A 22,507-nucleotide genomic window follows, 5' to 3' on the forward strand; every position below is an offset into this window, starting at 1 on the left:
TGACTCGTGCCAGCGACCGGTCGCCGCCGGCTCTGTCGTAGCCGGTTGGCCTGACATGGTCGATCCTCCCCCGTGACAGCCCTCCCCGGCGCGAGCACAGCGAGGGCGATCGAAGGATATGAGCGCGTGGCTCCCGCCGCCAGAGCCGGGACGCCAATCCGACGTCCTACTTATCGGCGGAAAGGATCTCCGAGACCGAGTCGCGGCGGACCGCGTCGAAGAGGGCCTTGGCCTTCGCCGAGTCCGCGAACACCACGCTCTCGCTGCCCACGCGGCCGGTTCCCTTCACCGGACAGGTGTAGAACCCGAGGTTGCCGCTGCGCAGGTGGCGCATCTCCATCGCCAGGTCCACAAGCGACATCGACTTGTCGACGGCCACCGAGTTCGCGGTGGCCCGGACGAACGAGTTCAGCCTGGTGGGGCTGCTCAGCGTGCCGCCGGAGGCCGCCTTGTCGAGGATCGCCTTGATGACCTGCTGCTGGTGCTTGATGCGGGTGAAGTCGCCGTTGGCGAAGGCGTACCGCTCCCGGGCGTAGTCCAGCGCGGTGGCCCCGTCCATGGTCTGCCGGCCCTTCACGAACTCCCGCTTGCCGCTCGGGTCGAGCGAGTGGGTCGAGGTGAAGTTCTGCTCCACGTCGATGTCGATGCCGCCCAGCGCGTCCACGATCTCCTTGAAGCCGGCGAAGTCCACCATGGTCACGTGGTCGACGCGCACGCCGGTGAACTTCTCCACGGTCTGCACCATGAGCGGCACGCCACCCCACGCGTACGCTGCGTTGATCTTGGCGTCCCGGCCGCCCCGGCCCTCCTTGGACCGCGGAATCGCCGTCCAGGTGTCCCGCGGGATCGAGATGAGCTGCGCGCTCGACCGGTCCTTCGGCAGGTGGGCCAGGATGATCGTGTCGCTGCGGGAGCCCCCGGTGTTCTCCGGGTCGCGGGAGTCGCTGCCCAGGATCATGATGTTCATGGCGCCCTTGGCCACGACCGGCGGCCGGGCCTCCTCCGGCACCCCGGTGAACGCGTCCATTCGATCGATCGAGGAGTTGACCGACCGGTAGTACAGGCCGCCCGCCAGCAGGCCACCGCCCGCGAGCAGCACCACCACCAGCAGCACGATCAGGGCGATCCGCCGGCCACGGCGGCGACGTGGCGCCGGCGTGGGGCTCTCCTCCGCCGCGCCGGTGTCCACTCCCGACGACGGGAAGCGGGTGTCGGGGTGGGCGAGCGGGTGGCGATCTGACATGGCCGCGATGCTACTGACTCACGTTCCGTCACGGGGACCCTCGTCCGACCGGCCAGCCCCGCCCACCCGTTCGGCGCTTTCCTCTCGACCGACGCCGCGGACCTGATACAACGGCACGGGTGGATGCAACGAAGCTCCGCCGGGCCATCGCCCGGACCCGGCTCGCGCCGGTCGCCGCCTTCCCGAAGCGCCTGGCCCGGGTCGCCCGGCACGACGCCCGGGTGCTGCGCACTTCCGCCCGGTGGCTGCTCACCTCCCGGGAGCACCACAACTACACCTACGAGCTGACCAAGCTCAGCCGGCATCACCTGGCCTGGTTCGTCAGCGTGGTCTGCGACGTCCCCGTCGGGCAGGTGCGCCGCTGGTTCGCCGAGATCGAGGGCGACGACAAGCTGCGCACCCACATCGAGGCCGCCACCGCCGCCGCCTCCCGCCGCGGCCTCGCCGACCGGCAGGTCCGCTACGCCCGCCGCATCGGCTGGTACGCCGTCGTCCGCGCCCGCAGACCCACCCACGTCGTGGAGACCGGAGTCGACAAGGGCCTCGGCAGCTGCGTCCTGGCCGCCGCCCTGCTCCGCAACGCCGCCGAGGGCCACCCCGGCCGGGTCACCTCGCTCGACATCAACCCCGAGGCCGGCTACCTGGCCCGGGCCACCCCCTGGGCCGACGTGGTCGACCTCGTCATCGGCGACTCGGTCGCCTCGATCCGCGCGCTGGAACGGCCGGTCGACCTCTTCCTGCACGACAGCGACCACAGCCGCGTGCACGAACGCAGCGAGTTCGAGGCGGTCGAACCGAAACTCGCCCCCGGCGCCATGCTCCTCACCGACAACGTCACCGCCACCAACGTCCTCGCCGAGCACGCCGAACGCACCGGCCGCCGGTTCCTCGCCTACCGGGAGACACCCGCCCGCCACTGGTATCCGGGCGACGGCATCGGCGTCGCCTGGTGACGAACCCGCCTTAGCTTTCGCTTAGCCCGCTTGTCCGCCGCCCCACCGGTCCGGCAGCATCGACCGGCGTGACCGACGGCAGCGCTCCCGGCCGCACCCCGCCCACCGCCGACCAGCACCCACCCGCCCGGGCCGGCCGCCGCCGCGCCCCGGCCGGCCCCCGCCGCCGGCTGCTCGCCGCCGGCGGTCTCGCCGCGCTCGCCGCCGTGGTCGCCGTGACCCTCGCCGTACGCGGCGGCGCCACCCCCGCCTGCGCGGCCCCACCGCCGCGCGCCCTGCCCGCCGCCGCCCCACCGCTCGGCGGCACCGTCCACAGCGGAACGGCGACCTTCTACGACTCGAAGGGTGCCGGCGGCAACTGCTCCCGGCCCGCCGCCCCCACCAACCGGCTCTACGTCGCCCTCGGCCCCGGCGAGTACGCCGCCGGCGCCTCCTGCGGCGGCCACCTCGACGTCACCGGCCCCAAGGGAACCGTCCGCGTCCTCGTCATGGACCAGTGCCCGGAATGCGAACCCGGCCACCTCGACCTCTCCGCCGAGGCGTTCGCCCGGATCGCCGACCCGGTGCAGGGCGTCGTCACGGTCAGCTACCGCGCCGTGGTCGACCCGCCACTGCCCGGCCCGCTCACCTTCCGCATCAAGGAGGGCGCCTCGCAGTGGTGGTTCGCCGTCCTGGTCGGCGACCACGGCAACCCGCTGCGCGCCGTCGAGGTGCGGCAGGGCGACTCCTGGCGGGCCGCCACCCGCCAGGACTACAACTACTGGCTCATCGCCTCCGGCGCCGGCCCCGGGCCGTACCGCATCCGCGTCACCGACGTGTACGGCCACCGCGCCACCGCCACCGGCATCCGGATGCTCCCCGGCCAGGTCCAGCGCAGCACGGTCCGCATGTACGGCGCCGCCGCCCCGGCCCGACCGGCCACGCCCCGCCGCTCGCCCCCGGCTCGGCCCAGCCCCCGGCCGAGCGTCTCCGCCACCCCGACGGTCACCGCGCCGCCCGGCGCCCCCGCCGTGCTGGACGCGGCCGCCGCCCCGCCGGCCACCCCCGCGCCGGTTGCGGCCGCCTGCGACTGACCTGGACCGTGCGTGCCGGGTTCGCCCCGATGGCGGCGGTCAGGCCGCCTCGGCGCCCAGGTCGAGCCACATGAAGACCTCGTCCCGGTCGTCGCCCGGGGCGAGCCGCAGCGCGCCGGGCAGCCGCCCGACCTCCCGGTACCCGAGGCGCTCGTAGAACCCGCCCAGGCCCAGCCCGTCCCGGACGGTCACGTGCAGCGCCGCCAGGCCCAACTCCCGACCGATCCGCTCGGCCTCGCGCATCAGCGCCGCGCCGTAGCCGCGTCCCTGCGTGTCGGGGTGCACCATGACCCGCTTCAGCACCCGCCAGTGCGCCTTCAGGTGGAACCGGTTGTCCGCGATGATCAGGACGCCGACGAGGCGGTCGCCCTCGTAGCCGACCAGCAGCCGGTCCGGCCCGTCGGCGATCGCGGCGAAGGTCGCCGCGGCCATGGGCCGCACGTCGGCGTCGGTCACCGGGGCGACGAAGCCGACGGCGCCGCCGGCGTTTGTCACGTCCACCCAGAGCGCGATGATCTGGTCGCGCAGCTCAGGGGTGAGATCGGGGTCGAGGACGAAGCGCAGGTTCACGCCCGCCATCCTCCGCGAGCCGACGCGACCCCGACCCGGGTTCGTGATCCACGTGACACCGCTGTTGTGCGGGAGGGGGGTTTCGAACCCCCACGTCCTCTCGGACACAGGCTCCTAAGGCCTGCGCGTCTGCCGTTCCGCCACTCCCGCCGACCCGCCGAGTCTAAGGCGTCGCGCCGAGGCGGTGTGCAGTCCGGCCCGTCGCAGCGCATTCGAAACCGTCCCATGGCTGATCGTCAGCGTGCCGCCGGATGCCGCCCGGATCACATCGGCGAGTTTGCGTGGCCCCAGGTCGGGGTTTGCCAGCGCGTGTCGCACCACGACGTCGTCCCACGGCCTGCTCGGGATCGACCGGGGTGCGGGCGCGAGGGTGCCCCGCGTGGCGAGACGCGCCCGGAGCCGGGCCACGTGGTTGCGATGGCACCCGATCCGGCGCGCCGCCTCGCCCGGACCGAGAATTCCCTGTTCCACCTGCCGGAGCAGATCCTCCACGCGGTCCACCGGCAGACGTTCCCCCTCCGCGGGAGTCACCGGGTCGGGTGGTGGTGGCGGATGGGGCCGGGCCTCGCTCTTGTTGCGGCCGGCGTAGGTGTCGGTCTGGCTGTGGCAGTTCGGGCAGAGGATCCTCAGGTTGGGTGGGCGGTTGTCGAGGAAGTCGCCGTTGAGGTGGTCGACATGGAGGGTCAGCGGCCGGCCGCGCCAGACCGGGCCGACGCGGCACTCCTCACACTCCTCGGGCACGCCGATGTCGTCCAGGGCCCATTTCAGCCGGCTGCCGGGCGTGCGTCGCGAACCGGCGGGCAGTTGCACCAGCAACTGGGACGAGGTGGTGCGCCGCACCCCGCGCTGCCCCTTGTTGTGCGCTGCGCCGGTGAAGTGTGAGGTGTCGATGCCGAAGCGCTTGAGCTGGCGGCTGATGTGCGCGTGTGACCCGCCGCTCACCCGGACCCCGAGCAGCCGCATGACCTCGGTGACGCTGCGCGCCTGCGACGCCGCTGCCGCCAGCCGCTCGGGCGAGTATTTGTAGCGAGGCATGCGCCGACGGTAACGGCGCCCTCCGACAGGCTCAGTCGAGCCCGAGGTCGCGGCGCAGCTTGGCGACGTGCCCGGTGGCCTTGACGTTGTAGAGCGCCCGTTCGATCTTCCCGTCCTCGTCGACGACGAAGGTCGAGCGGATCACGCCGGTGACGGTGCGGCCGTACATCTGCTTCTCACCGAACGCGCCGTACGCGGTCAGCACCGACTTGTCGGTGTCGGCGACCAGCGGGAAGGTGATGGCGTCGCGGTCGCGGAACTTGGCCAGCTTCTCCGGCTTGTCGGGGGAGATGCCGACGACCTCGTAGCCGGCGGCCTGGAGCGAGGCGAGGGAGTCGCGGAAGTCGCAGGCCTGCTTGGTGCAGCCGGGCGTCATGGCGGCCGGGTACGCGTACAGGATGACCTTGCGGCCGCGCAGGTCGGCCAGGGAGAGGGTCCCGCCGCTGTCGGTGGGGAGGGTGAACTCGGGGGCGGGGTCGCCGGGGCTCAGGCGGTCGGTCATGGCGCAGACGATACCGCCGTCGCCGGGTCCGGTGCGGGTGGTGACGCGCCGGCCGCCGTGATGATCACCATGGCTTGTTGCAAGGGATTGGCAACAGCGACTCCTGACAAATAAGCTCGGTCCGTGGAAACCCTGGCGATGCACATCTCGAACGGGATCATCGACGGTCCCGTCGCCGCGGTGTTCGCGGCCCTCGCGCTGGCCGTGCTCACCTTCTGCGTTCTGCGCGGGCGCCGTGACCTCGACGACCGGCTGGCCCCGATGGCCGGCCTGGTGGCCGCGTTCATCTTCGCCGTGCAGATGCTCAACTTCCCGATCTTCACGGCCGGGGTCAGCGGCCACCTGCTGGGTGGCGCCCTCGCGGCGCTGCTGGTCGGCCCGTGGGTGGGCGCGCTCTGCGTCGCCGTGGTGCTGGTCGTGCAGGCGCTGGTGTTCGGCGACGGCGGGGTGGCCATGCTCGGCCTCAACATCACCAACATGGCGCTGCTCGGCACGGCCGCCGCCTACCTGCTGATCGCGCTGCTGCTGCGGGTGCTCCCGCGCACGCCGGCCGGACTGGGCGTCACCGCCTTCGTCTCGGCGCTGGTCAGCGTCGTGGTGGCGTCCCAGGGGTTCGTGCTCGAGTACTGGCTGGGCGGCACCACCGACCTGGGCGGCAACCTGGCCGGACTGTCCGGCACGATGGCCGGCGTCCACCTGCTGATCGGCATCGGCGAGGGTCTGATCACCGCGACCACCGTGGTCACCGTCGCCAAGGTCCGCCCCGACCTGGTGTACGCGCTGCGCGCCCTCAAGCCGGCCGTGCCGGCTCCCGCCGTCCCGGTCGCCGGAGGTGCCCGATGAGCAAGCGTTCCTGGCCGTTCCTGCTCGGCGGCCTGCTGGTCGCGCTGCTGCTGGCCGGCGTGGTGAGCAACTACGCCTCGTCGCATCCGGACGGGCTCGACTCGTCGCTGCTCAAGGGCTGCACGGTCAACGCCGACGACGAGATCACCGGCGGCAGCTGCCCGGCCCAGCAGGCCAAGGACCACGAGCTGGCCGACAGCCCGCTGGCCGACTACGGCGTGCGCGGGGTGAGCAACGACTTCCTCTCGACCGGCCTGTCCGGCGTGCTCGGCGTGCTGCTCACCTTCGCCGTCGGCGGCGGCCTGTTCTGGCTGGCCCGCCGCCGCGGCCCGGCGACGGACCCGGCGGGTGGCACGGGGACCGGCGCGGCCGGCCCGACCGGCGACGAGCGTCCGGCGCGCGCCGCCGGCACCCGCTGAGTCCCGGATGGGTGCCGGCCACGCCCACGTGCTCTACCGCGAGTCGTCCTCGCCGGTGCACCGCCTCCCGCCGGAGGTGAAGATCGCTGCGATGGTGCTGCTCACCGTCGCGGTGGTCGCCACGCCCCGGGCGGCGTACTGGGCCTTCGGCGGTTACGCCCTGCTGGTCGTCGCCGTGGCGGCGCTGGCCCGGGTGGGGCCGCGCTGGCTGCTCGGCCGGGCGCTGATCGAGCTGCCGTTCGTGCTGTTCGCGTTCGCGCTGCCGTTCCTCGGCTCCGGGGAGCGGGTCGACGTGGCCGGGTTGAGCCTCTCGGTCGACGGGCTGCACGGCGCGTGGAACATCCTGGCCAAGGGCACGCTCGGCGTACTCGCGTCGCTCCTGCTGGCGGCGACCACGACGACGCGGGACCTGATCGTGGGCCTGGACCGGCTGCGCTGCCCGCAGATCCTCACCCAGATCGCCACGTTCATGCTGCGCTACCTGGACGTGCTGGTGGGGGAGGCCCGGCGGATGCGGGTGGCCCGGATGTCCCGGGGCGACGACCCGCGCTTCCTCTGGCAGCTCCGCGGGTTCGCCGCCGGGGTCGGCGCGCTGTTCCTGCGGGCCTTCGAGCGGGGCGAGCGGGTCTACCTGGCCATGGTCTCCCGTGGCTACACGGGCCGGATGCCGGCGGTGTGGCAGGGCGCGGGCGCGGCCACCGCGGGCCAGTGGGCGGCCGCCGCGACGGTGCCGGCGATCGCGGCCACCATCGCCGCCGTCGCGCTCGTCCTGACATGATCGGGTACGTGCAGCAGCCGCCCTCCCTGGACGTCCGTGGCGTCCGGTATGCGTACCCCGACGGTCACGTCGCCCTGCACGGGGTGGACCTGACCGTGCCGCGCGGCGAGCGGGTGGCCCTGCTCGGGCCGAACGGCGCCGGCAAGACGACACTGGTGCTGCACCTCAACGGCATCCTCACCCCGACCGAGGGCACGGTCAGCGTGGGCGGCCTGGCGGTGAGCCGGGACCGGGACACGCTCGCGGAGATCCGCCGCCGGGTGGGCATCGTCTTCCAGGACCCGGACGACCAGCTCTTCCTGCCCACCGTCGCCGAGGATGTCGCGTTCGGGCCGGCGAACCTGGGGTTGCGCGGGGCGGAGCTGGCGGCCCGGGTGGACGAGGCGCTCGCCGCGGTGGGGATGGCCGAGCACCGGGACCGGGCGCCGCACCACCTGTCGTTCGGGCAGCGCCGCCGGGTGGCGGTGGCCACCGTGCTGGCCATGCGCCCGGAGATCCTGGTGCTGGACGAGCCGTCGTCCAACCTCGATCCGGCGGCCCGCCGGGAGCTGGCGGAGATCCTGCGCGGCCTCCCGGTGACCCTGCTGATGGTCACCCACGACCTGCCGTACGCGGCGGAGCTCTGCGACCGTTCGGTGATCCTGGACGCCGGCCGGGTCGTCGCGGACGGGCCCACCCTGGAGCTGCTCTCCGACGAGCGGCTGCTCGCCGCGCACCGCCTGGAGCTGCCGTACGGCTTCGTGCCCCGCCCGTCCTGAGTCAGCGCGCGACGGGCGCCGCGGGCGTGGCGCGGGCGGCCCGCGAGGCGGTGCGCAGGCGCAGGAGGCCGGCGGCGACCGCGCCGAGGCCGGTGGCCAGGGCCACGGTGACCAGCACCCGGGCGAGGGTGGGCGGGCCGGCGACCGGGGCCACCGAGCGGGACAGGACGGCCAGGTTCCCCACGCCGGCGAACAGGGTCAGGCAGGCGCCCGCCAGGGCCAGCGCGAAGTCGGCGGCCGGGCGGCGGGCCAGCGCGTAGCCGCCGGCCGCGAGCGCGCCGAGCCCGGTGAGCAGCGTCCACGCCTGCCCGGTGAGCAGGTTGACCAGCACCCCGCCGGCCCCGGCGGCGCCGGCGTCCACGGCCTTGCCGACGGTGAGCGCCGCGGTCGCGGCCCCGCCCAGGGCGAGCAGCGCGCCCGCTCCGCGCAGCGCGCGGACGCCGGCGGCGGTGCCGGCCGGCACCAGGCCGGCCGCGCCGATCACCAGGAAGCCGAGGGTGGCGGCCACCCACCAGGGGTACGCGTCGGGCGGCGGCACCCAGTCCAGGGTGCCGCGCACCTCAGCGGTGCCGGTGCCGGCGCGCAGCGGCACCACCCAGTCGCGGACCCGCTGCTCCCGCTCGGGGGCGGCGGTCACCTGGGCCGGCGGGTCGGACTCCAGCCAGAGCGTCCGCTGGTCGTGCCAGCGGGCCGTCGGCCCGTCGGCGATCCGCCGCCACACCGGCGCGGCGGCCGGGTCGGCCTCCGGCGGGAGCTGGGTGTCCCCGGCGAGGGTGCGGTTGAGGTAGGTCGCGGGGGAGCGGGTGTTCTCGTACACGCCGCCGGGCCCGATCCGCAGGTACGGCTCGCCGGAGTAGCCGAGCACCTCGACGTCGGCCGCGGTGCGGTTGGTCAGTTCGAGGCGGGCGCCGGCCTCGACCATCCGGGCGGTGAGCCCGGGCCGGGCCGGAGCGATGCCGGTGACCTCGGCCCGGTAGTCGGTGCCGTCCGGGGCGTCCGCGCCGTGCGCGGCGGCCGGGGTGGCGAGGGCGAGGAGGGTGGTGAGCGCGGCGGTGACCACCAGAGCGGCCCGCCGCAGCGGTGCGGGGATCACTTGCCGGCCGCCTCCACGGCCGCCCTGATCCCCTCCGGGCTGCGGTCCGTGACGTCCTTGCCGTCGACCCGGATGGTCGGGGTGCCGGTCACGCCGGACTTGCTGGCGTCGTCGGTGACGTGCTCGGTCCACGCCGTGTATTTTCCGTCCTTCACGCAGGAGCCGAAGTCGTCGCGGTCGAGCCCGACGCCCGCGCCGATGTCGATCAGCTCGTCGTCGCTGAGCCCGGCGCTGCCCTCGGCCGGCTGCCGGGCGAAGAGCTGGTCGGTGAACTCCTTGAACTTGCCGCCCTGTGCGGCGCAGCCGGCGGCGGCCGAGGAGCGGGTGGAGTACTCGGTGGTGGAGAAGCGGTTGAGGAAGGCCACCGGGTGGAAGTTCACCCGGATCTTGTCCTCGTTGATCAACTGGTTGATCGTGTCGCCGCTGGTCTGCTGGAACTGCTTGCAGACCGGGCAGAGGTAGTCCTCGTACAGGTCGACGGAGACCGGGCCCTGGCCGAGGACGATGGCGGTGCCGGGCGGGTTGGCGCCGGGCGGGGTGGTGAACGTGTCCGACTTCTGGCTGGAGTAGACCGTCCAGCCGATCAGGCCGGCGATCACCAGCACCACCACCGCGGCGACGGAGGTCCAGATCGTGCGGGTGCGCCGCTTCTCCCGGGCGATCTGGGCGCGGACCACCTGGGCCGCGTTCTTCCGCCCCTTGCGACTACTCATCGTCGACCTCCACGGTGTCGCCCGCCAGCCAGCCGTCCACGGAGAACGGGGTGCGGGGCCAGGTCAGCAGGAACCCGGCCAGTACCAGGAATCCCAGGTCCCGGAGGATCTCCGGGAGGTAGCTCGGTGCCTGGCCGGCGGCAAGCTGCCCGCCGCTGCCGAAGCACCCGCAGTCGATGGCCAGGCCGCGGGACCAGGCCGAGGTGATGCCGGCGATGAAGACGACGAGCAGCGCCGCGGAGACGCCGGCGGCGAGCCGGGTGGCCAGACCGAGGAGCAGGAGCACGCCGAGCGCCAGCTCGACGAAGGGCAGCGCGGCGCCGATCACGGTGGCCAGGTCGTACGGCATCACCTGGTAGGCGTTGACCGCCCGGCCGGAGGCGGCCAGGTCGCCGACCTTGGCGGCGCCGGCGACCAGCCAGACGGCGGCCAGGCCGAGGCGGGCCGCGATGCCGAGCCAGGGCCGGACGGCGGGCCAGCGGGCGGCCCGGGTGGGGGGTGCGGTCACGGTCATTGGTCGTCCCGTTTCCGAGGAAAGTTCCACGATCAGCCGGTCAACGCGTCGCCGGCGGCCTCGACCAGGTCGTCGCGGGCCCGGGCGACGCGGGAGCGGATGGTGCCCACGGGCACCCCCTCCACGGCGGCGGCCTCGGCGTACGACAGGCCGAGCAGTTGGGTGAGCACGAACGCGGAACGCCGTTCGGCGGGGAGCCGGCGGACCAGGTCGGTGGCGCCGAGCTGCCCGGCCGGGTCCGGGTGGGGCCGGTCGGTGGCGGCGTGCGCGGCGAGCCGCGCGTCCAGCCGCCGGCGGCGGATCACGGTGCGGAGGTGGTCGGCGCAGGCCCGGCGGGCGATGCCGAGCAGCCAGGTGCGCGCGGTGGACCGCCCCTCGAAGGCGGGCAGCGCCCGGAACGCACGCAGGTACGTCTCCTGGGTCAGGTCGTCCGCGCTGTCCGGGTCGACCAGGGCGGCGGCGAAGCGCCACACCTCGGCCTGGGTGGCCCGGACGAAGGCGGCCTGGGCCACCGGGTCACCCGCCCGGGCGGCCAGTGCCCAGTCGGTCGCGGCGTCCCGCGCAGCCTCGCCCGCCGGCGCCGCGGGGCGGCCGGCGGAGGTGTCGCGCGGGGCGGGGATCACGACAGACGAGGTTACGCGGCGTACCTGTGCCGGACCGGGTCCTTCGGCTCATTACGTGGTCCCGCCCACGCCGGGAACTTTTTCCGCCCGCCCGCCGACTACCCGCTCATGACGTGCGACGACGTGCGCGTGGCGCCTCCCGCCCGGCCGGACGGGGAGGACCCGCGGGCCCGGGCCGGGCGGCTCCGGGTGGCGGAGCTCCGGCCGCGTACGGCGCCGGCGTCGGGGCGCGGATGAGGTCGGGTCGCCGGGGGCCGCACGGTTCGGGAAGCATGATGGTCATGACTGCTGCCGTACGCCGCCGCCCCGTGGCCGTCGCCGACCGTCCGTGGGCCGCCCGGCTGGGGACCGCCGCCGGGCTGCTGATCACCCTCGTCGCCCTGCTGCTGGCTCCGGCCACCCCGGCCAGCGCCCACGCGGTGCTGGTGAGCAGCAGCCCCGCCGCCGCGGCCGTGGTGTCCAGCGCGCCCGCCGACGTGGTGATCACCTTCAGCGAGGGGGTCCGCAAGGTCCCCGACAAGATCCGGGTGATCGCGCCCGACGGCTCCCGGGCCGACCGGGGCGAGCCCACCGTCAAGGGCGCGGTGGTCACCATCCCGGTGGACCCGTCCGGCGCGCGCGGCACCTACCTGGTCAGCTACCGGGTGATCTCGGCGGACAGCCACCCGGTCTCCGGCGCGTTCACCTACTCGGTCGGCGCGCCGTCGACGCCGCCGACGGACACCGGCGCGGACACCCGGGCGAACCCGGTGGTGGGCAACGCGGTCAAGGTCGCCAAGTACCTCGGCTACGTCGGGCTGCTGCTGCTCGTCGGCCCGGCGCTGGTGCTGGCCGCGCTCTGGCCCCGCCGGCTGTCCCGGCGCGGCCCGGCCCGGCTGGCCTGGTCGGCGCTGGGCCTGCTCGCCGTGGCCACGCTCGCGGAGCTGTGGCTCCAGGTCCCCTACACCAACGGCGGCGGCCTGTTCGACGCCACCGGGTCCGGCTTCGGCGACGTGCTGGGCAGCACCTACGGCGCCACGCACCTGGTCCGGCTCGGCCTGCTGGCCGCGGCGGCGTTCCTGCTCCGCCCGCTCTTCGCCGGGCCGGTCGGCCGCACCGACGGGCTCATCCTGGCGATCCTCGGCGGGGCGGCGCTGTTCACCTGGCCCCTCGCCGGCCACCCGGCCGCGTCGCCCGCGCCCGCCGTCTCGGTGGTGGTGGACGCCGTGCACCTCGGCGGCATGGCCGTCTGGCTGGGCGGCCTGGTCATGCTCGCGGTCTTCCTGCTGCGCCGGGCCGACGAGCGGGAGCTGGACGCCATCCTGCCGATCTGGTCCCGCTGGGCGGCGCTGGCGGTGGCCGCGCTGCTGCTCGCCGGCACCGTGCAGGGGCTGATCGAGGTGGCCACGCCGAAGGCGCTCGTCGACACCACCTACGGGCAGCTGCTGCTCGCCAAGATCGTGCTGTTCGCGCTGGTGATCGGGGTGGCCGCGTACTCCCGGGCGCTGGTCCGGAAGCGCACCGCCGCGGGCCGCCCGGGGTCCATGCGGCGGGCGGTGGTGGCCGAGCTGGCGATCACCGCGGTGGTGCTCGGCCTGTCGGCGACGCTGGTGCAGACCACCCCGGCCCGGACCGCCTCCACCACCGTGGCCGGCGCCCCGGACGGCTTCTTCTCCACCACGCTGAGCAGCCCGCTCTACTCGCTGCAGGTCGAGCTGGACCCGGCCGAGACCGGCAGTAACTCGCTGCACCTCTACGCGTACACGCCCAAGGACAACCGGCCTCAGCCCGTGCAGGAGTGGAAGGCCACCGCCGCGCTGCCGTCGGCCGGCATCGAGCCGATCACGATCCCGCTGCTTCCACTGACCGACAACCACGCCTTCGGCGAGATCAACCTCCCGGCGGCGGGGCAGTGGCAGCTCCGCTTCACCGTCCGCACGTCCGACATCGACCAGGCCACGGTGACCGCCACCGTGCCCGTCAGGTAACCGAAAGGCTCGCTCACATGACCCGTCTCCGGCGTCCCGCAACCGCCGCCGCGCTCACCCTCGCCGCCGTGGCCACGGCCGTGCTCGGCCTGGCCGGGCCGGCCTCGGCGCACGTCACGGTCAACCCGAAGGAGGCCACGCAGGGCAGCTACGGCCGCTTCGCCTTCCGGGTGCCGAACGAGAGCGACGCGGCGTCGACCACGAAGGTCGAGGTCAACCTGCCGGAGAACGCCCCGGTCGGCTCGGTCTCCACCATGCCGGTCCCCGGGTGGACGGTCGCGGTGGAGAAGCGCAAGGTCGACCCGCCCGTCGAGGTGCACGGCAGCCAGCTCACCGAGGCGGTCTCCAAGCTGACCTGGACGGCCGCGCCCAACGGTGGGGTCAAGCCGGGCGAGTTCCAGGAGTTCCCGGTGTCGATGGGCCCGCTGCCGCAGGTCGACCGGATGGTGTTCAAGGTGCTCCAGACCTACTCGGACGGCAACGTCTCGCGCTGGATCGAGGAGCCCACGCCGGGCGGGGAGGAGCCGGAGAACCCGGCGCCGGTTCTCACCCTGGCCGCCGCCTCGGCGTCCGCCTCGCCGGTCGCGAGCGCCCCGGCCGCCGCCGACGACGACGATGACGAGGACGCCGACACCGGCACGGCCACCGCGTTCGGCGTGGCCGGTCTGGTCGCCGGCCTGGCCGGCCTGATCCTCGGCGGGCTGGCCTTCCTGCGTACCCGCCGGGAGCCCGCCGCGAAGTCCTGACCTGCGCAGTCACGCCGGCCCGTCGGTTCTTCCGGCGGGCCGGCGGTCGTTCCGCGGTCCTTGGGGTGCTTGCCGTGGATATGCGGCGAATCGTCGGTCGACGTCGGTAAGGTCGGCGGGTACTTCGCTACCGAGGGGGACGACGCGAATGCGTTTCGTGCGCACGATCGCCGGCATGCTGCTGTTGACCGTGGGGCTGCCGGCCCTGCTGGCGGGCGCGGGGCTGTGGTTCGCCGCCCGGCACGCCGACCCGGACGGCGGCTTCGGCGCCCGCTTCGAGACGATCCGCACCCCTGCCCGGGCGGTCGTGGTGACCGACGTGGACGCCCTGCTCCGCGCCGACGCGCCGGTCGCCCGGGCCGGGCAGGCCCGGCTCCGGCTCACCGCGCGGACCGCCGACGGTCCCGCCTTCCTCGGCCTCGCCCCGACCGACCAGGTGCGACGGTGGCTGGCCGACGTCCCGCACACCACGGTGAGCCGGGTGGCGCTGTCCCGGGGGCCGTTGCCGGTCCGCCTGGACCCGCCCACCGCCGGCACCGCGGCCGCCGTCCCGCTCGGCCAGACCCTCTGGGTACGCGAGGGCGTCGGCGCGCTGGAGTGGAGCCCGGCCGAGCTGGCCGGCCGGTCCCTGAGCCTGGTGGTGATGCGGCCGGACGGGCGGGCCGACCTGGCCCTGGACCTGCGCGCCGAGCTGCGCGCCGGCTGGTTCCCCGGCGTGGCCTGGGCGCTGCTGGCCGGCGGGACGCTGCTGGTGGTGCTCGCCGTGCTGGTGCTGCTGCGCCCGGTCCGCCCGCGCGAGGTGGTCTTCGTGGTGGAGCCGGACCAGGTTCCGGTGCTGGCCGGCCGGCTGGGCGTCAGCTCGCTCAGCGGGCTGGGCCAGCGGGCCGAGCCGGCCACCCTGCCCGACCGGCAGCTGGTCTCGGTCGGGTCGGCGTCCGGCGAGCGGTCCCGCGTGGCCATCGGCCCGGTGCCGAGCCGGCGGCCCGAGAGCCTGGCCGACCTGCCGGTCAACCCGGACTGGTCGTGGCCCCCGGTGACCACCGCCGAGACGCCCCGCCCGGTCCGGCCGGCCACGCCGGTCGACGAGTGACCCGGCCCCTACGGCGGTGGCCCTCCGCGCTGCCGACGCGGAGGGCCACCGTCACCGGGGGATCGGTGCTACCTGGGAGAAACCTGAGGTAGTTGGGACCAGATTAGCGCTGAACGGCGCTTGTCGCGAGATCTGTCCGGTTACTGCCTGTTTCCGACCGGCACGTCGGCCGGCTCGCGCACCGGCCGGCGGCTCGGCAGCACGGCCAGCAGCAGCAGGCTGAGCAGGACGTACGCGTTGCGGACAACGAAGTCCACCGGATCGTCGGTGCGCGCCGGGGCGACGCCCCAGTCCTGGAAGGTGACCACCCCGTAGACGATCACGAAGCCGGTGCCGGCGGCCAGGGCGAGCAGCCGGCGCCGCCGGCGGGCACCCTCCACGGTGGCCGGGTCCGCGGCCAGCGCCGCGTCGACCAGCACCACCACCGCGGGGATGAACCAGTACAGGTGGTGGGTCCAGGTGATCGGGCTGACCAGCCCGCCGACCAGGCCGGTCAGGGTGAGGCCGGCCAGCGCGTCCCCGGCCCGCGCCGCCCGGGCGGCCCGCCACAGCCCGTACCCGGCGACGAGCAGGGCCAGCAGCAGCCAGGGGAGCTGGCTCGGCTTGTCCGGCGCGGTGATCCGGCTGAGGAGGCCGAACAGCGACTGGTTGCCGGTGTAGTCGGTCCGGCCCACCCGGTCGGTCGCCCACAGCTCGTGGGTCCAGAACCGCCACGAGTCGCGGGGCGCGACCACCGCCGCGAGCAGCGTGGCCAGCGTCGCGGTCACGGCCGCCACCACGGCGGCCCGCCAGCGCCGGGTGGCCAGCAGGTAGAGCACGAAGATGCCGGGGAAGAGCTTGAGCGCCGCCGCCAACCCGACGCCCACGCCGGCCCAGCGCCGCCCCTGGGGTACGGCGAACAGCAGGTCGCCCAGGATCAGCACCACCAGCAGCATGTTGATCTGGCCGAAGGTGATCGTCTCCCGGGTGCTCTCCACGGCGAGGACCAGCAACACGGCCACCGTGACGCTGAACATCTTCGGCAGGTCGTGCCGCCGCACCACGGGCAGCACCAGCCACCGGGTGGTCACCACCACCCCGACCACGGTGAGCACCGTGAAGATGGCGATGGTGACGCCGAGCCGCGGGAGCGCGAACGGCCACAGCACCAGGCCGGCGAGCGGGGGATAGGTGAAGTACAGCAGGCCCTGGACCCGGTCCGGTTGCACGTAGTCGTAGAGCGGATGGCCGTCCCGCCACCAGTCCATCGCGCTCATGTAGATCTTGAGGTCGAGGAAGTTGTGGTTGAGGCCCGGACGGTAGAGCGCCGGCAGCAACGCCGCGAGTGCCACCACCGTGACCAGCCGACGGGCCGTACGCCCGCCCGGATCGTCCTCGGTGACGGCTGGTGGTGCGACGGGTTCGGCTGGCACGGGGAAACCCTAGCGGTCCACCTCGGCCCGGGTGCTTCAGGCGCGGGCGGGTCGGCGGCGCGTAGTCTGTGGCGGTGGCTGATCTTCTCGTCTGGATCGACTGTGAGATGACCGGGTTGGACCTCGGCCGGGACAGGCTGATCGAGGTCGCCGCGCTCGTCACCGATCCCGACCTCAACGTGCTCGGAGAGGGCGTCGACGTGGTCATCCACGCCGACGAGGCGGCGCTGGAGGCGATGCCGGAGATCGTGCAGACCATGCACGGCAAGTCCGGCCTCACCGAGGAGGTGCGCCGCTCCACGGTCACCCTGGCCGAGGCCGAGGACATGGTGCTCGACTACGTGGCCAGCCACGTCAAGGACCCGCGCACCGCCCCGCTGTGCGGCAACTCGATCGCCACCGACCGGGGCTTCATCGCCCGCGACATGCCCCGGCTCGACGCCCACCTGCACTACCGGATGATCGACGTCTCCTCGATCAAGGAGCTGTGCCGGCGCTGGTACCCGCGGGTGTACTTCGGTCAGCCGCAGAAGGGGCTGGCCCACCGGGCGCTGGCCGACATCCGGGAGAGCATCCGGGAACTGGAGTACTACCGGCGGACCGTCTTCGTGCCGCTGCCCGGCCCGGACGTGGAGAGCGCCAAGGCCATCGCCGCCCAGCTCTGAGCCCCGCCGGGCGGGGCCGCCCGAACCCGGTGGACGGGGCCGGCCGGGGTGTGGCTATTATTAGTCCGCGCCCCGCCCGGGTCGACCGGCGCGGAGAGCATGGTGGCTGTAGCTCAGTTGGCAGAGCACCGGGTTGTGGTCCCGGTTGTCGTGGGTTCAATTCCCATCAGTCACCCCAGATGACGCGAGCCCCCTCCTCCGGGAGGGGGCTCGCGCCGTTCGCGGTCCGCGAAGCGGGAAACGGCCCCCTCCCGGTGGGAGGGGGCCGTTGCGCGTTGCCGGTCGGATCAGGGGGTCGGCTCGACGCTCGGCTCGTCGGCGGCCGGGCTGGTGTCGTCCCCGGGCGCGGCCGGCGGCTCGTACGGCAGGGCGCTGCCCTTGACGTACTCGTCCCAGCTCATGTTCCAGTCGGTCCAGCCGTTGCCGTTCTGGAGCTTGCGCTCGGTGCCCTTCACGGTGATCGGGTCGCCGATGCGGGTGTTGGCGAAGAGCCAGTTGCCGTCCTTCATCGAGACGTTCACGCAGCCGTGTGACACGTTCGACCTGCCCTGCACCCCCTCGGACCAGGGGGCCGCGTGGATGAACTCGCCACCCCAGGTGAGCCGCTGGGCGTAGTCGATCTCGGTGCGGTAGCCCTCCTCGGGGCCCAGCTCCTCCATGGTGTCGAAGACCGTGTGGCGGAGCTTCTCGATCACCACCATGGTGCCGCTGGACGACGGGGTGCTCTTCTTGCCGAGGCTCACCAGGATCGTCTTGACCGCCTTGCCGTCCCTGGTGACCGTCATCTTCTTGGTGCGGTTGTCCACGGTCATCACGAACGAGGGGCCGATCTTGACGTCGACGGTGAGGTCGGAGCGGCCGTACCAGCCGTCGCCGAGCGGCAGCCCACCTGCCTGCACCTTGTAGGTCACCGTGCTGTTGGCCTTCCAGAACGTCTTCGGCCGGTAGCGCACCTCGGTGGGGCTCACCCAGTGCCAGATGCCCTCCTGGGCCGGCTTCGCGGTGACCGTCATCCGGCGCTGCAGGTCGTCGCGGTAGTCCTCCGGGATGGCCCGGCCGAACTTGACGATCAGCGGCATGGCCACCCCGACGACCTGGTTGTCGCCGAGGAAGCTGCTCACCCGGATCTGCTTGCCCGGCTTCGCCATCGTGGTGAAGGTGCTGGTCGCGGTGGCCGGCTTGCCGTCGTCGCCGGTCGCGGTGACGGTGGCCGTGTACGTCTCGCCGTAGGCCAGCGCGCCGTCCGGCAGCCAGCTCTTCCCGTCCTTCGCGAGCTGGCCCTCCACGACCTTGCCGGCGGAGTCCTTCAGCTCGACGGTGGTCTCCTGCGCCTCCTTCGTGGTGAAGGTGACGGCGGTGGAGGCCGGCACGTCCTTGGCGTCGGCCGCGGGCTCGGTGATGGTGGCCGCCGCCTTCGGGCCGCTCTCGCCGCCGCCCTGCCAGCTCGACCCCTTGTCGTCCCCGCCCTTGTCGCTGGTGCACCCGGTCAGGGCCATGGCGGCGGCGAGCACCGCGGCCGCGAACACGCGGCGTCGCCCGCCGCGCCGGGCCGCCCCGCCCCGGATCAGCTCGTCCTGGCTAGCTCGCATGTTTCCCTCACAGTCGTGGTCCGGGTCCCATCGTCCTTACCGACGCGCCGCAACGGCTACCGGTTGCCGGAAGTGAACCGAAACACCCCGCCCGCGATGTAACGATTCTGATATCGTGCGGCGCTTTGTCGGGCGGAGTGGTCTCCCCTCCGCCCGACGGTACGCGGACGAACGACCACCGCCGGTGGCGCATCCGCCCACGTTACGCCTGCTCAGAAGGGCGACCCCTGGCCACCCTCGGGCACCGGCACGGCGCTGCCGGCGACGAACTGCGACCAACTCATGCTCCAGGCCGTCCAGCCGTTACCCGGCTCCAGCCGCCGCTCGGTGCCCTTCACCGTGATCGGGTCGCCCACCAGCGTCTTGCCGAAGAGCCACCGGCCGTCCGCCATCGAGACGTTGACGCAGCCGTGCGAGACGTTCACCCGGCCCTGCACGCCCTCCGACCAGGGCGCGGCGTGGATGTACTCGCCGCCCCAGGTGAGCCGCTGAGCGAAGTCGATCTTCGTGACGTACTGGTTGCGGGGGTCCGGCTCGTCCCGGGTGTCGAAGACCGTGGACTCCTTCTTCTCCATCACCACCATCGTGCCGCTGGAGGAGGGCGTGCTCTTCTTGCCCAGGCTCACCGGCACGGTGCGGATCACCGACCCGTTCTCGTACACGGTCATCCGCTTGGTCGCGTTGTCGACCTTCATCTCGAACGCGCGCCCGATCTTGGCGGTGGCGCTCCGGTCGACGTTGCCGTAGCGGCCGTTGCTCAGCGGGATCCCGGCCAGTGCCAGCCGGACCGTGATCGTGGTGCCCGGCTTCCAGTACTCCGGCGCCCGGTAGTACGCCTGCGTGCCGTTGTAGACCCAGTGCCAGGCGCCCGGCTGCGGCGGGTCGGTCTGCACGAACATCCGCTTCTGCACCGCGGCGCGGTCCTTCTTCGGGATGCCCGGCGAGAACTCGGCGACCACCGGCATGCCCACCCCGTAGGTCTTGCCGCTGAACATGTAGAGCCCGGAGCCGATCATCGACTTCGGCTTGGCCATCGTGGTGAAGCTGCTGGTGCCCTGCCGGGTCTGGCCGTCCGTGCCGGTGCCCGTGACCGTGGCGGTGTACCGGGTCCCGTACTTCAGCGGAGCCGACGGCACCCAGGACGAGCCGTCCCGGCGCAGCCGCCCCGCGACGGTCGCGCCGTTGGCGGCCGTCAGGACGACCTTCGACACCTTGCCGCCACCGGGGATCCGCGCGCTGATCTCGGTGCTGACCGGGCGCTTGTCGGACCCGTCGGCCGGGTTCACCGTCAGCGTCGGCAGGGCGGGCCGGCTCGGCTCGCCCGTCGCGTCCGGCGATGCGGTCGCCGCCGGGTCGCCCTGCTGCGCGCCGGCCACGAACGCCGGCTTCTTCTGGTCGTCGCCGCACCCGGTCAGTGCCAGTGACGCCGTGAGGACCAGGACACCCACCAACGCCCCGGACCGCGCGAACCTGCCCATCCCCACCTCTGTTCTCGCGTACCTGGCGGACATCGTGCCGCATGAGGGCCCGCGTCCCGCGCCCCTCGACCGGACAGACGCGAACTTTGGGGGCTTTCGCCGGTTAAGCTCGACCGAAGGGTGGAGCCCGGTATCGGATTGGAACCCGGGTCGGCGTGCGTGCTAAGGTTCTTCCCGTTGTCAGCGAGCGCCGCTAGCTCAACTGGCAGAGCAGCGGACTCTTAATCCGCGGGTTCGGGGTTCGAGTCCCTGGCGGCGCACACTTCAGGTCAGGCCCGGTGCAGTGCACCGGGCCTGACCTTTTTCCCGGGCCGCCGGTCGCCGGTGGCCAGAATGAGGACATGCGAGCCGCCTACGTCGAGGGTCCGGGGCCGGCCGCCGACATCCGCTACGGGGAGCTGCCGGCACCGCGTCCCGGCCCGACCGACGCGCTTGTCGACGTCCTCGCCACCACGGTCAACCCGGTCGACACCCTCGTCCGCTCCGGGGCGTTCCGCACGGCACTGCCCCTGCCCTTCGTGGTCGGCAGGGACCTGGTCGGCCGGGTCGCCGAGGCCGGCCCCGGTGTGCCCGGCGTCCGCCCTGGTGACCTGGTCTGGTGCAACAGCCTCGGGCACGGCGGCCGGCAGGGTGCCGCCGCCGAGCAGGCCGTGGTGCCGGCGGACCGGCTCTACCCGCTGCCCCACGGCGTGGATCCCGCCGTGGCGGTGACCGTGCTGCACCCGGCCGCCACGGCGTACCTGGCGTTGTTCACGCACGGCCGCCTGCGGCCCGGGGAGACCGTGGTGGTGGGCGGCGGTGCTGGCAACGTCGGCGCGGCGCTCGTCGTCCTGGCCGCCCGAACCGGCGCCCGGGTGGTGGCCACCGCGTCGACGGCCGACGCCGATTACTGCCGGCGACTCGGCGCGGCCGAGGTGCTCGACTACCGGGATCCCGACCTGGCACACCGGCTGCGGTCGGCACTGCCCGACGGCGCCGACGTGTACCTCGACACCTCGGGCCGCAACGAGTTGGAGCAGGCCGTCGACCTGCTGGCGCTCCGGGGCCGGATCGTGCTGATGGCCGGACCCCGGACCCGGCCGGTCCTGCCCGCCGGGCCGCTCTACACCAACGACCGCAGCGTGATCGGCTTCGCCATCTCGCACGCCACCGTCACCGAACTGGCCGAGGCCGCGGGCGCGGTGAACCGGCTGCTCGCCGCCGGCCGCCTGGCGCCGCGCGAGGTCGTGTCCCTGCCGCTGGCCGCGACCGGCGAGGCGCACCGGATGCTGGAGCAGGGGGAGCTGCGGGGCCGGCGGGTGGTCATCCGGCCCTGACGGCCGGGGCGGGGGCCACCCTCGTCGGGCCGGCCCGGCGACGTGTTACCGTGCTCCCCGTTGTCAGCGAGCGCCGCTAGCTCAACTGGCAGAGCAGCGGACTCTTAATCCGCGGGTTCGGGGTTCGAGTCCCTGGCGGCGCACGGTTCACTCAGGCCCGGTCCTTCGCGGACCGGGCCTGCCGCGTTTTCAGCCCCCACCGGCCCCACCTGCCTGGCGCGCCCCGACAACCCGGGCGCGCGGCGCCGCCGTCCCCGCTCGCCGTTCGCAGGGAAGATCGTCAACCGATGGTTGACGGTCTGCCTTCGTCAACCTATGGTTGACGCATGACGGACGAGATTGACCCGCTGAAGCTGACCCATCCGGTACGCCTCGATGAGCTGATCGAGGGCATCAAGAAGGTGCACGGCGACGCGCTGGACCAGCTCGCCGGCGCCGTTCTGGTCGCCGACCACCTGGGCGACCTCGCCGACCACCTGGTCGGGCACTTCGTCGACCAGGCCCGCCGCTCGGGGGCCTCGTGGACGGAGATCGGCCGCAGCATGGGAGTGAGCAAGCAGGCCGCCCAGAAGCGGTCTGCCGCGAAGGCCGAGACGGCGGCGGCCCTCGACCCGAACGCCGGCTTCGGCCGGTTCACCCCGCGGGCCCGGAACGTGGTCGTGTCCTCGCAGGAGGAGGCGCGGGCCGCCGGCAACGCCGAGATCACGCCGGGGCATGTCGCCCTGGGCCTGCTGGCCGAGCCCGAGGGGCTGGCGGCCGCGCTGATCGTCGCTCGGGGCGTACCCCTGGAGCGGCTGCGGGAGGCGGTCACCGCGACCCTGCCGGCGAAGGCCGACACGGTCCCGGACCTGATCCCCTACGACGCGCGGGCCAAGAAGGTGCTGGAGTTGACCTTCCGGGAGGCGCTGCGGATGGGCCACAACTACATCGGCACCGAGCACATCCTGCTCGCCCTGCTCGAGGAGGAGGCCGGCGACGGCGTGCTCACCGGGCTCGGGCTGGAGAAGGCGGCCCTGGAGTCGGCGGTCGAGGGCGCCCTCGCCGAGATCACCCGCAAGCGGGCCTGACTCCGAAATCCGGTGCCGGACCGGCCGGGGGCGCGCCCCCCGGGGGGGGGGGGGCCCCGC

23 protein-coding genes and 4 tRNA genes are annotated in these 22,507 nt (G+C 73.7%); 15 read left to right on the forward strand and 12 right to left on the reverse strand.

Features of this window, described 5'->3' with window-relative positions:
- Positions 1-166 precede the first annotated feature (166 nt).
- Positions 167-1,243: an LCP family protein gene (locus ACZ6PY_RS21595; RefSeq protein WP_466074719.1), complete on the reverse strand. Its 1,077-nt coding sequence runs from the start codon at positions 1,241-1,243 to the stop codon at positions 167-169.
- Positions 1,244-1,362: 119 nt separating this feature from the next.
- On the opposite strand from ACZ6PY_RS21595, the gene ACZ6PY_RS21600 reads away from it, so the two are divergent.
- Both ACZ6PY_RS21600 and ACZ6PY_RS21605 read left to right on the forward strand, forming a co-directional pair.
- On the forward strand, positions 1,363-2,196 hold the full coding sequence (locus ACZ6PY_RS21600; RefSeq protein WP_466074720.1) for an O-methyltransferase: 834 nt from the start codon (positions 1,363-1,365) through the stop codon (positions 2,194-2,196).
- A gap of 68 nt (positions 2,197-2,264) precedes the next feature.
- Positions 2,265-3,269: an expansin EXLX1 family cellulose-binding protein gene (locus tag ACZ6PY_RS21605; RefSeq protein ID WP_466074721.1), complete on the forward strand. Its 1,005-nt coding sequence runs from the start codon at positions 2,265-2,267 to the stop codon at positions 3,267-3,269.
- Between the two features lie 39 nt (positions 3,270-3,308).
- On the opposite strand, the gene ACZ6PY_RS21610 is transcribed toward ACZ6PY_RS21605, so the two are convergent.
- The 4 genes from ACZ6PY_RS21610 to bcp form a co-directional block, all read right to left on the reverse strand.
- A complete protein-coding gene (locus ACZ6PY_RS21610; RefSeq protein ID WP_466074722.1) occupies positions 3,309-3,848 on the reverse strand; it encodes a GNAT family N-acetyltransferase in 540 nt (179 codons plus the stop codon).
- Positions 3,849-3,906: 58 nt separating this feature from the next.
- Positions 3,907-3,989 (reverse strand) — tRNA-Leu (locus ACZ6PY_RS21615).
- The gene (locus tag ACZ6PY_RS21620; protein ID WP_466074723.1) at positions 3,954-4,874 is read right to left on the reverse strand and encodes a hypothetical protein; all 921 of its coding nucleotides are present in this window, start codon (positions 4,872-4,874) and stop codon (positions 3,954-3,956) included. The genes ACZ6PY_RS21615 and ACZ6PY_RS21620 overlap by 36 nt, the downstream gene beginning before the upstream one ends.
- 31 nt (positions 4,875-4,905) lie before the next feature.
- Positions 4,906-5,376 carry a thioredoxin-dependent thiol peroxidase gene (bcp, locus tag ACZ6PY_RS21625; protein WP_262281573.1) on the reverse strand — a complete coding sequence of 157 codons (471 nt, stop codon included), beginning with the start codon at positions 5,374-5,376 and terminating at the stop codon, positions 4,906-4,908.
- A 123-nt stretch (positions 5,377-5,499) separates the two neighbouring features.
- Between bcp and ACZ6PY_RS21630 the strand changes: the two genes are divergently transcribed.
- The 4 genes from ACZ6PY_RS21630 to ACZ6PY_RS21645 are packed head-to-tail and all read left to right on the forward strand — an operon-like array spanning position 5,500 to position 8,174.
- On the forward strand, positions 5,500-6,219 hold the full coding sequence (locus ACZ6PY_RS21630; protein WP_387115688.1) for an energy-coupling factor ABC transporter permease: 720 nt from the start codon (positions 5,500-5,502) through the stop codon (positions 6,217-6,219).
- Positions 6,216-6,638 (forward strand): PDGLE domain-containing protein, encoded by a 423-nt coding sequence (locus ACZ6PY_RS21635; RefSeq protein ID WP_466074724.1) that lies wholly within the window; start codon positions 6,216-6,218, stop codon positions 6,636-6,638. Before ACZ6PY_RS21630 ends, ACZ6PY_RS21635 begins: the two co-directional genes overlap by 4 nt.
- A 7-nt stretch (positions 6,639-6,645) precedes the next feature.
- Positions 6,646-7,416 carry a cobalt ECF transporter T component CbiQ gene (gene cbiQ / locus ACZ6PY_RS21640; RefSeq protein ID WP_466074725.1) on the forward strand — a complete coding sequence of 257 codons (771 nt, stop codon included), beginning with the start codon at positions 6,646-6,648 and terminating at the stop codon, positions 7,414-7,416.
- Entirely contained in the window at positions 7,413-8,174 is a 762-nt protein-coding gene (locus ACZ6PY_RS21645) for an energy-coupling factor ABC transporter ATP-binding protein (protein ID WP_466074726.1), read from the forward strand. The genes cbiQ and ACZ6PY_RS21645 overlap by 4 nt, the downstream gene beginning before the upstream one ends.
- Before the next feature lies 1 nt (position 8,175).
- Here ACZ6PY_RS21645 and ACZ6PY_RS21650 read toward each other — a convergent pair whose 3' ends face one another.
- The 4 genes from ACZ6PY_RS21650 to ACZ6PY_RS21665 are packed head-to-tail and all read right to left on the reverse strand — an operon-like array spanning position 8,176 to position 11,117.
- The gene (locus ACZ6PY_RS21650; protein ID WP_466074727.1) at positions 8,176-9,267 is read right to left on the reverse strand and encodes a hypothetical protein; all 1,092 of its coding nucleotides are present in this window, start codon (positions 9,265-9,267) and stop codon (positions 8,176-8,178) included.
- Positions 9,264-9,980, reverse strand: a complete 717-nt coding sequence (locus ACZ6PY_RS21655) for a DsbA family protein (RefSeq protein ID WP_466074728.1) — start codon at positions 9,978-9,980, stop codon at positions 9,264-9,266. The genes ACZ6PY_RS21650 and ACZ6PY_RS21655 overlap by 4 nt, the downstream gene beginning before the upstream one ends.
- On the reverse strand, positions 9,973-10,494 hold the full coding sequence (locus tag ACZ6PY_RS21660; RefSeq protein ID WP_466074729.1) for a MauE/DoxX family redox-associated membrane protein: 522 nt from the start codon (positions 10,492-10,494) through the stop codon (positions 9,973-9,975). Before ACZ6PY_RS21660 ends, ACZ6PY_RS21655 begins: the two co-directional genes overlap by 8 nt.
- A gap of 32 nt (positions 10,495-10,526) precedes the next feature.
- Positions 10,527-11,117, reverse strand: a complete 591-nt coding sequence (locus ACZ6PY_RS21665; RefSeq protein ID WP_313722712.1) for a sigma-70 family RNA polymerase sigma factor — start codon at positions 11,115-11,117, stop codon at positions 10,527-10,529.
- A 281-nt stretch (positions 11,118-11,398) separates the two neighbouring features.
- On the opposite strand from ACZ6PY_RS21665, the gene ACZ6PY_RS21670 reads away from it, so the two are divergent.
- The 3 genes from ACZ6PY_RS21670 (at position 11,399) to ACZ6PY_RS21680 (ending at position 14,920) form a co-directional block, all read left to right on the forward strand.
- On the forward strand, positions 11,399-13,084 hold the full coding sequence (locus tag ACZ6PY_RS21670; protein ID WP_466074730.1) for a copper resistance CopC/CopD family protein: 1,686 nt from the start codon (positions 11,399-11,401) through the stop codon (positions 13,082-13,084).
- Between the two features lie 17 nt (positions 13,085-13,101).
- On the forward strand, positions 13,102-13,830 hold the full coding sequence (locus ACZ6PY_RS21675) for a YcnI family copper-binding membrane protein (protein ID WP_466074731.1): 729 nt from the start codon (positions 13,102-13,104) through the stop codon (positions 13,828-13,830).
- 175 nt (positions 13,831-14,005) lie between these two features.
- Positions 14,006-14,920, forward strand: coding sequence for a hypothetical protein (locus tag ACZ6PY_RS21680; protein WP_466074732.1), 915 nt, complete (start codon positions 14,006-14,008; stop codon positions 14,918-14,920).
- Positions 14,921-15,060: 140 nt separating this feature from the next.
- Here the strand turns inward: ACZ6PY_RS21680 and ACZ6PY_RS21685 are convergent, their stop codons facing one another.
- Entirely contained in the window at positions 15,061-16,332 is a 1,272-nt protein-coding gene (locus ACZ6PY_RS21685) for a glycosyltransferase family 87 protein (protein WP_466074733.1), read from the reverse strand.
- A gap of 68 nt (positions 16,333-16,400) precedes the next feature.
- Here ACZ6PY_RS21685 and orn point away from each other — a divergent pair, with 68 nt between their 5' ends.
- Both orn and ACZ6PY_RS21695 read left to right on the forward strand, forming a co-directional pair.
- Positions 16,401-16,997, forward strand: coding sequence for an oligoribonuclease (gene orn / locus ACZ6PY_RS21690; protein ID WP_466074734.1), 597 nt, complete (start codon positions 16,401-16,403; stop codon positions 16,995-16,997).
- 102 nt (positions 16,998-17,099) lie between these two features.
- Positions 17,100-17,175, forward strand: a tRNA-His gene (locus ACZ6PY_RS21695).
- Positions 17,176-17,284: 109 nt separating this feature from the next.
- On the opposite strand, the gene ACZ6PY_RS21700 is transcribed toward ACZ6PY_RS21695, so the two are convergent.
- On the reverse strand, positions 17,285-18,586 hold the full coding sequence (locus ACZ6PY_RS21700) for a L,D-transpeptidase (protein ID WP_466074735.1): 1,302 nt from the start codon (positions 18,584-18,586) through the stop codon (positions 17,285-17,287).
- Positions 18,587-18,798: 212 nt separating this feature from the next.
- A complete protein-coding gene (locus tag ACZ6PY_RS21705; RefSeq protein WP_466074736.1) occupies positions 18,799-20,064 on the reverse strand; it encodes a L,D-transpeptidase in 1,266 nt (421 codons plus the stop codon).
- Positions 20,065-20,251: 187 nt separating this feature from the next.
- Here ACZ6PY_RS21705 and ACZ6PY_RS21710 point away from each other — a divergent pair.
- From ACZ6PY_RS21710 to ACZ6PY_RS21725, 4 genes are all read left to right on the forward strand, one after another.
- Positions 20,252-20,324: transfer RNA gene (locus ACZ6PY_RS21710), tRNA-Lys, on the forward strand.
- 81 nt (positions 20,325-20,405) lie between these two features.
- Positions 20,406-21,380: an NADPH:quinone reductase gene (locus ACZ6PY_RS21715; RefSeq protein WP_466074737.1), complete on the forward strand. Its 975-nt coding sequence runs from the start codon at positions 20,406-20,408 to the stop codon at positions 21,378-21,380.
- 70 nt (positions 21,381-21,450) lie between these two features.
- A tRNA-Lys gene (locus ACZ6PY_RS21720) sits at positions 21,451-21,523 on the forward strand.
- A gap of 183 nt (positions 21,524-21,706) precedes the next feature.
- Positions 21,707-22,447, forward strand: a complete 741-nt coding sequence (locus ACZ6PY_RS21725) for a Clp protease N-terminal domain-containing protein (protein WP_466074738.1) — start codon at positions 21,707-21,709, stop codon at positions 22,445-22,447.
- The last annotated feature ends 60 nt before the right edge of the window (positions 22,448-22,507 follow it).

The sequence above is a fragment of the Micromonospora sp. NPDC048907 genome (assembly GCF_055586885.1).

What these genes read in the sequence shown, in the direction of transcription:
- ACZ6PY_RS21680 (WP_466074732.1), top strand. Translation starts at nt 14,006, where the DNA reads ATGCTGCTGTTGACCGTGGGGCTGCCGGCCCTGCTGGCGGGCGCGGGG.
- ACZ6PY_RS21670 (WP_466074730.1), top strand. Translation starts at nt 11,399, where the DNA reads ATGACTGCTGCCGTACGCCGCCGCCCCGTGGCCGTCGCCGACCGTCCG.
- ACZ6PY_RS21725 (WP_466074738.1), top strand. Translation starts at nt 21,707, where the DNA reads ATGACGGACGAGATTGACCCGCTGAAGCTGACCCATCCGGTACGCCTC.
- ACZ6PY_RS21595 (WP_466074719.1), bottom strand. Translation starts at nt 1,243, where the DNA reads ATGTCAGATCGCCACCCGCTCGCCCACCCCGACACCCGCTTCCCGTCG.
- bcp (WP_262281573.1), bottom strand. Translation starts at nt 5,376, where the DNA reads ATGACCGACCGCCTGAGCCCCGGCGACCCCGCCCCCGAGTTCACCCTC.
- ACZ6PY_RS21635 (WP_466074724.1), top strand. Translation starts at nt 6,216, where the DNA reads ATGAGCAAGCGTTCCTGGCCGTTCCTGCTCGGCGGCCTGCTGGTCGCG.
- ACZ6PY_RS21645 (WP_466074726.1), top strand. Translation starts at nt 7,413, where the DNA reads ATGATCGGGTACGTGCAGCAGCCGCCCTCCCTGGACGTCCGTGGCGTC.
- ACZ6PY_RS21620 (WP_466074723.1), bottom strand. Translation starts at nt 4,874, where the DNA reads ATGCCTCGCTACAAATACTCGCCCGAGCGGCTGGCGGCAGCGGCGTCG.
- cbiQ (WP_466074725.1), top strand. Translation starts at nt 6,646, where the DNA reads ATGGGTGCCGGCCACGCCCACGTGCTCTACCGCGAGTCGTCCTCGCCG.
- ACZ6PY_RS21655 (WP_466074728.1), bottom strand. Translation starts at nt 9,980, where the DNA reads ATGAGTAGTCGCAAGGGGCGGAAGAACGCGGCCCAGGTGGTCCGCGCC.
- ACZ6PY_RS21700 (WP_466074735.1), bottom strand. Translation starts at nt 18,586, where the DNA reads ATGCGAGCTAGCCAGGACGAGCTGATCCGGGGCGGGGCGGCCCGGCGC.
- ACZ6PY_RS21675 (WP_466074731.1), top strand. Translation starts at nt 13,102, where the DNA reads ATGACCCGTCTCCGGCGTCCCGCAACCGCCGCCGCGCTCACCCTCGCC.
- ACZ6PY_RS21610 (WP_466074722.1), bottom strand. Translation starts at nt 3,848, where the DNA reads ATGGCGGGCGTGAACCTGCGCTTCGTCCTCGACCCCGATCTCACCCCT.
- ACZ6PY_RS21660 (WP_466074729.1), bottom strand. Translation starts at nt 10,494, where the DNA reads ATGACCGTGACCGCACCCCCCACCCGGGCCGCCCGCTGGCCCGCCGTC.
- ACZ6PY_RS21705 (WP_466074736.1), bottom strand. Translation starts at nt 20,064, where the DNA reads ATGGGCAGGTTCGCGCGGTCCGGGGCGTTGGTGGGTGTCCTGGTCCTC.
- ACZ6PY_RS21715 (WP_466074737.1), top strand. Translation starts at nt 20,406, where the DNA reads ATGCGAGCCGCCTACGTCGAGGGTCCGGGGCCGGCCGCCGACATCCGC.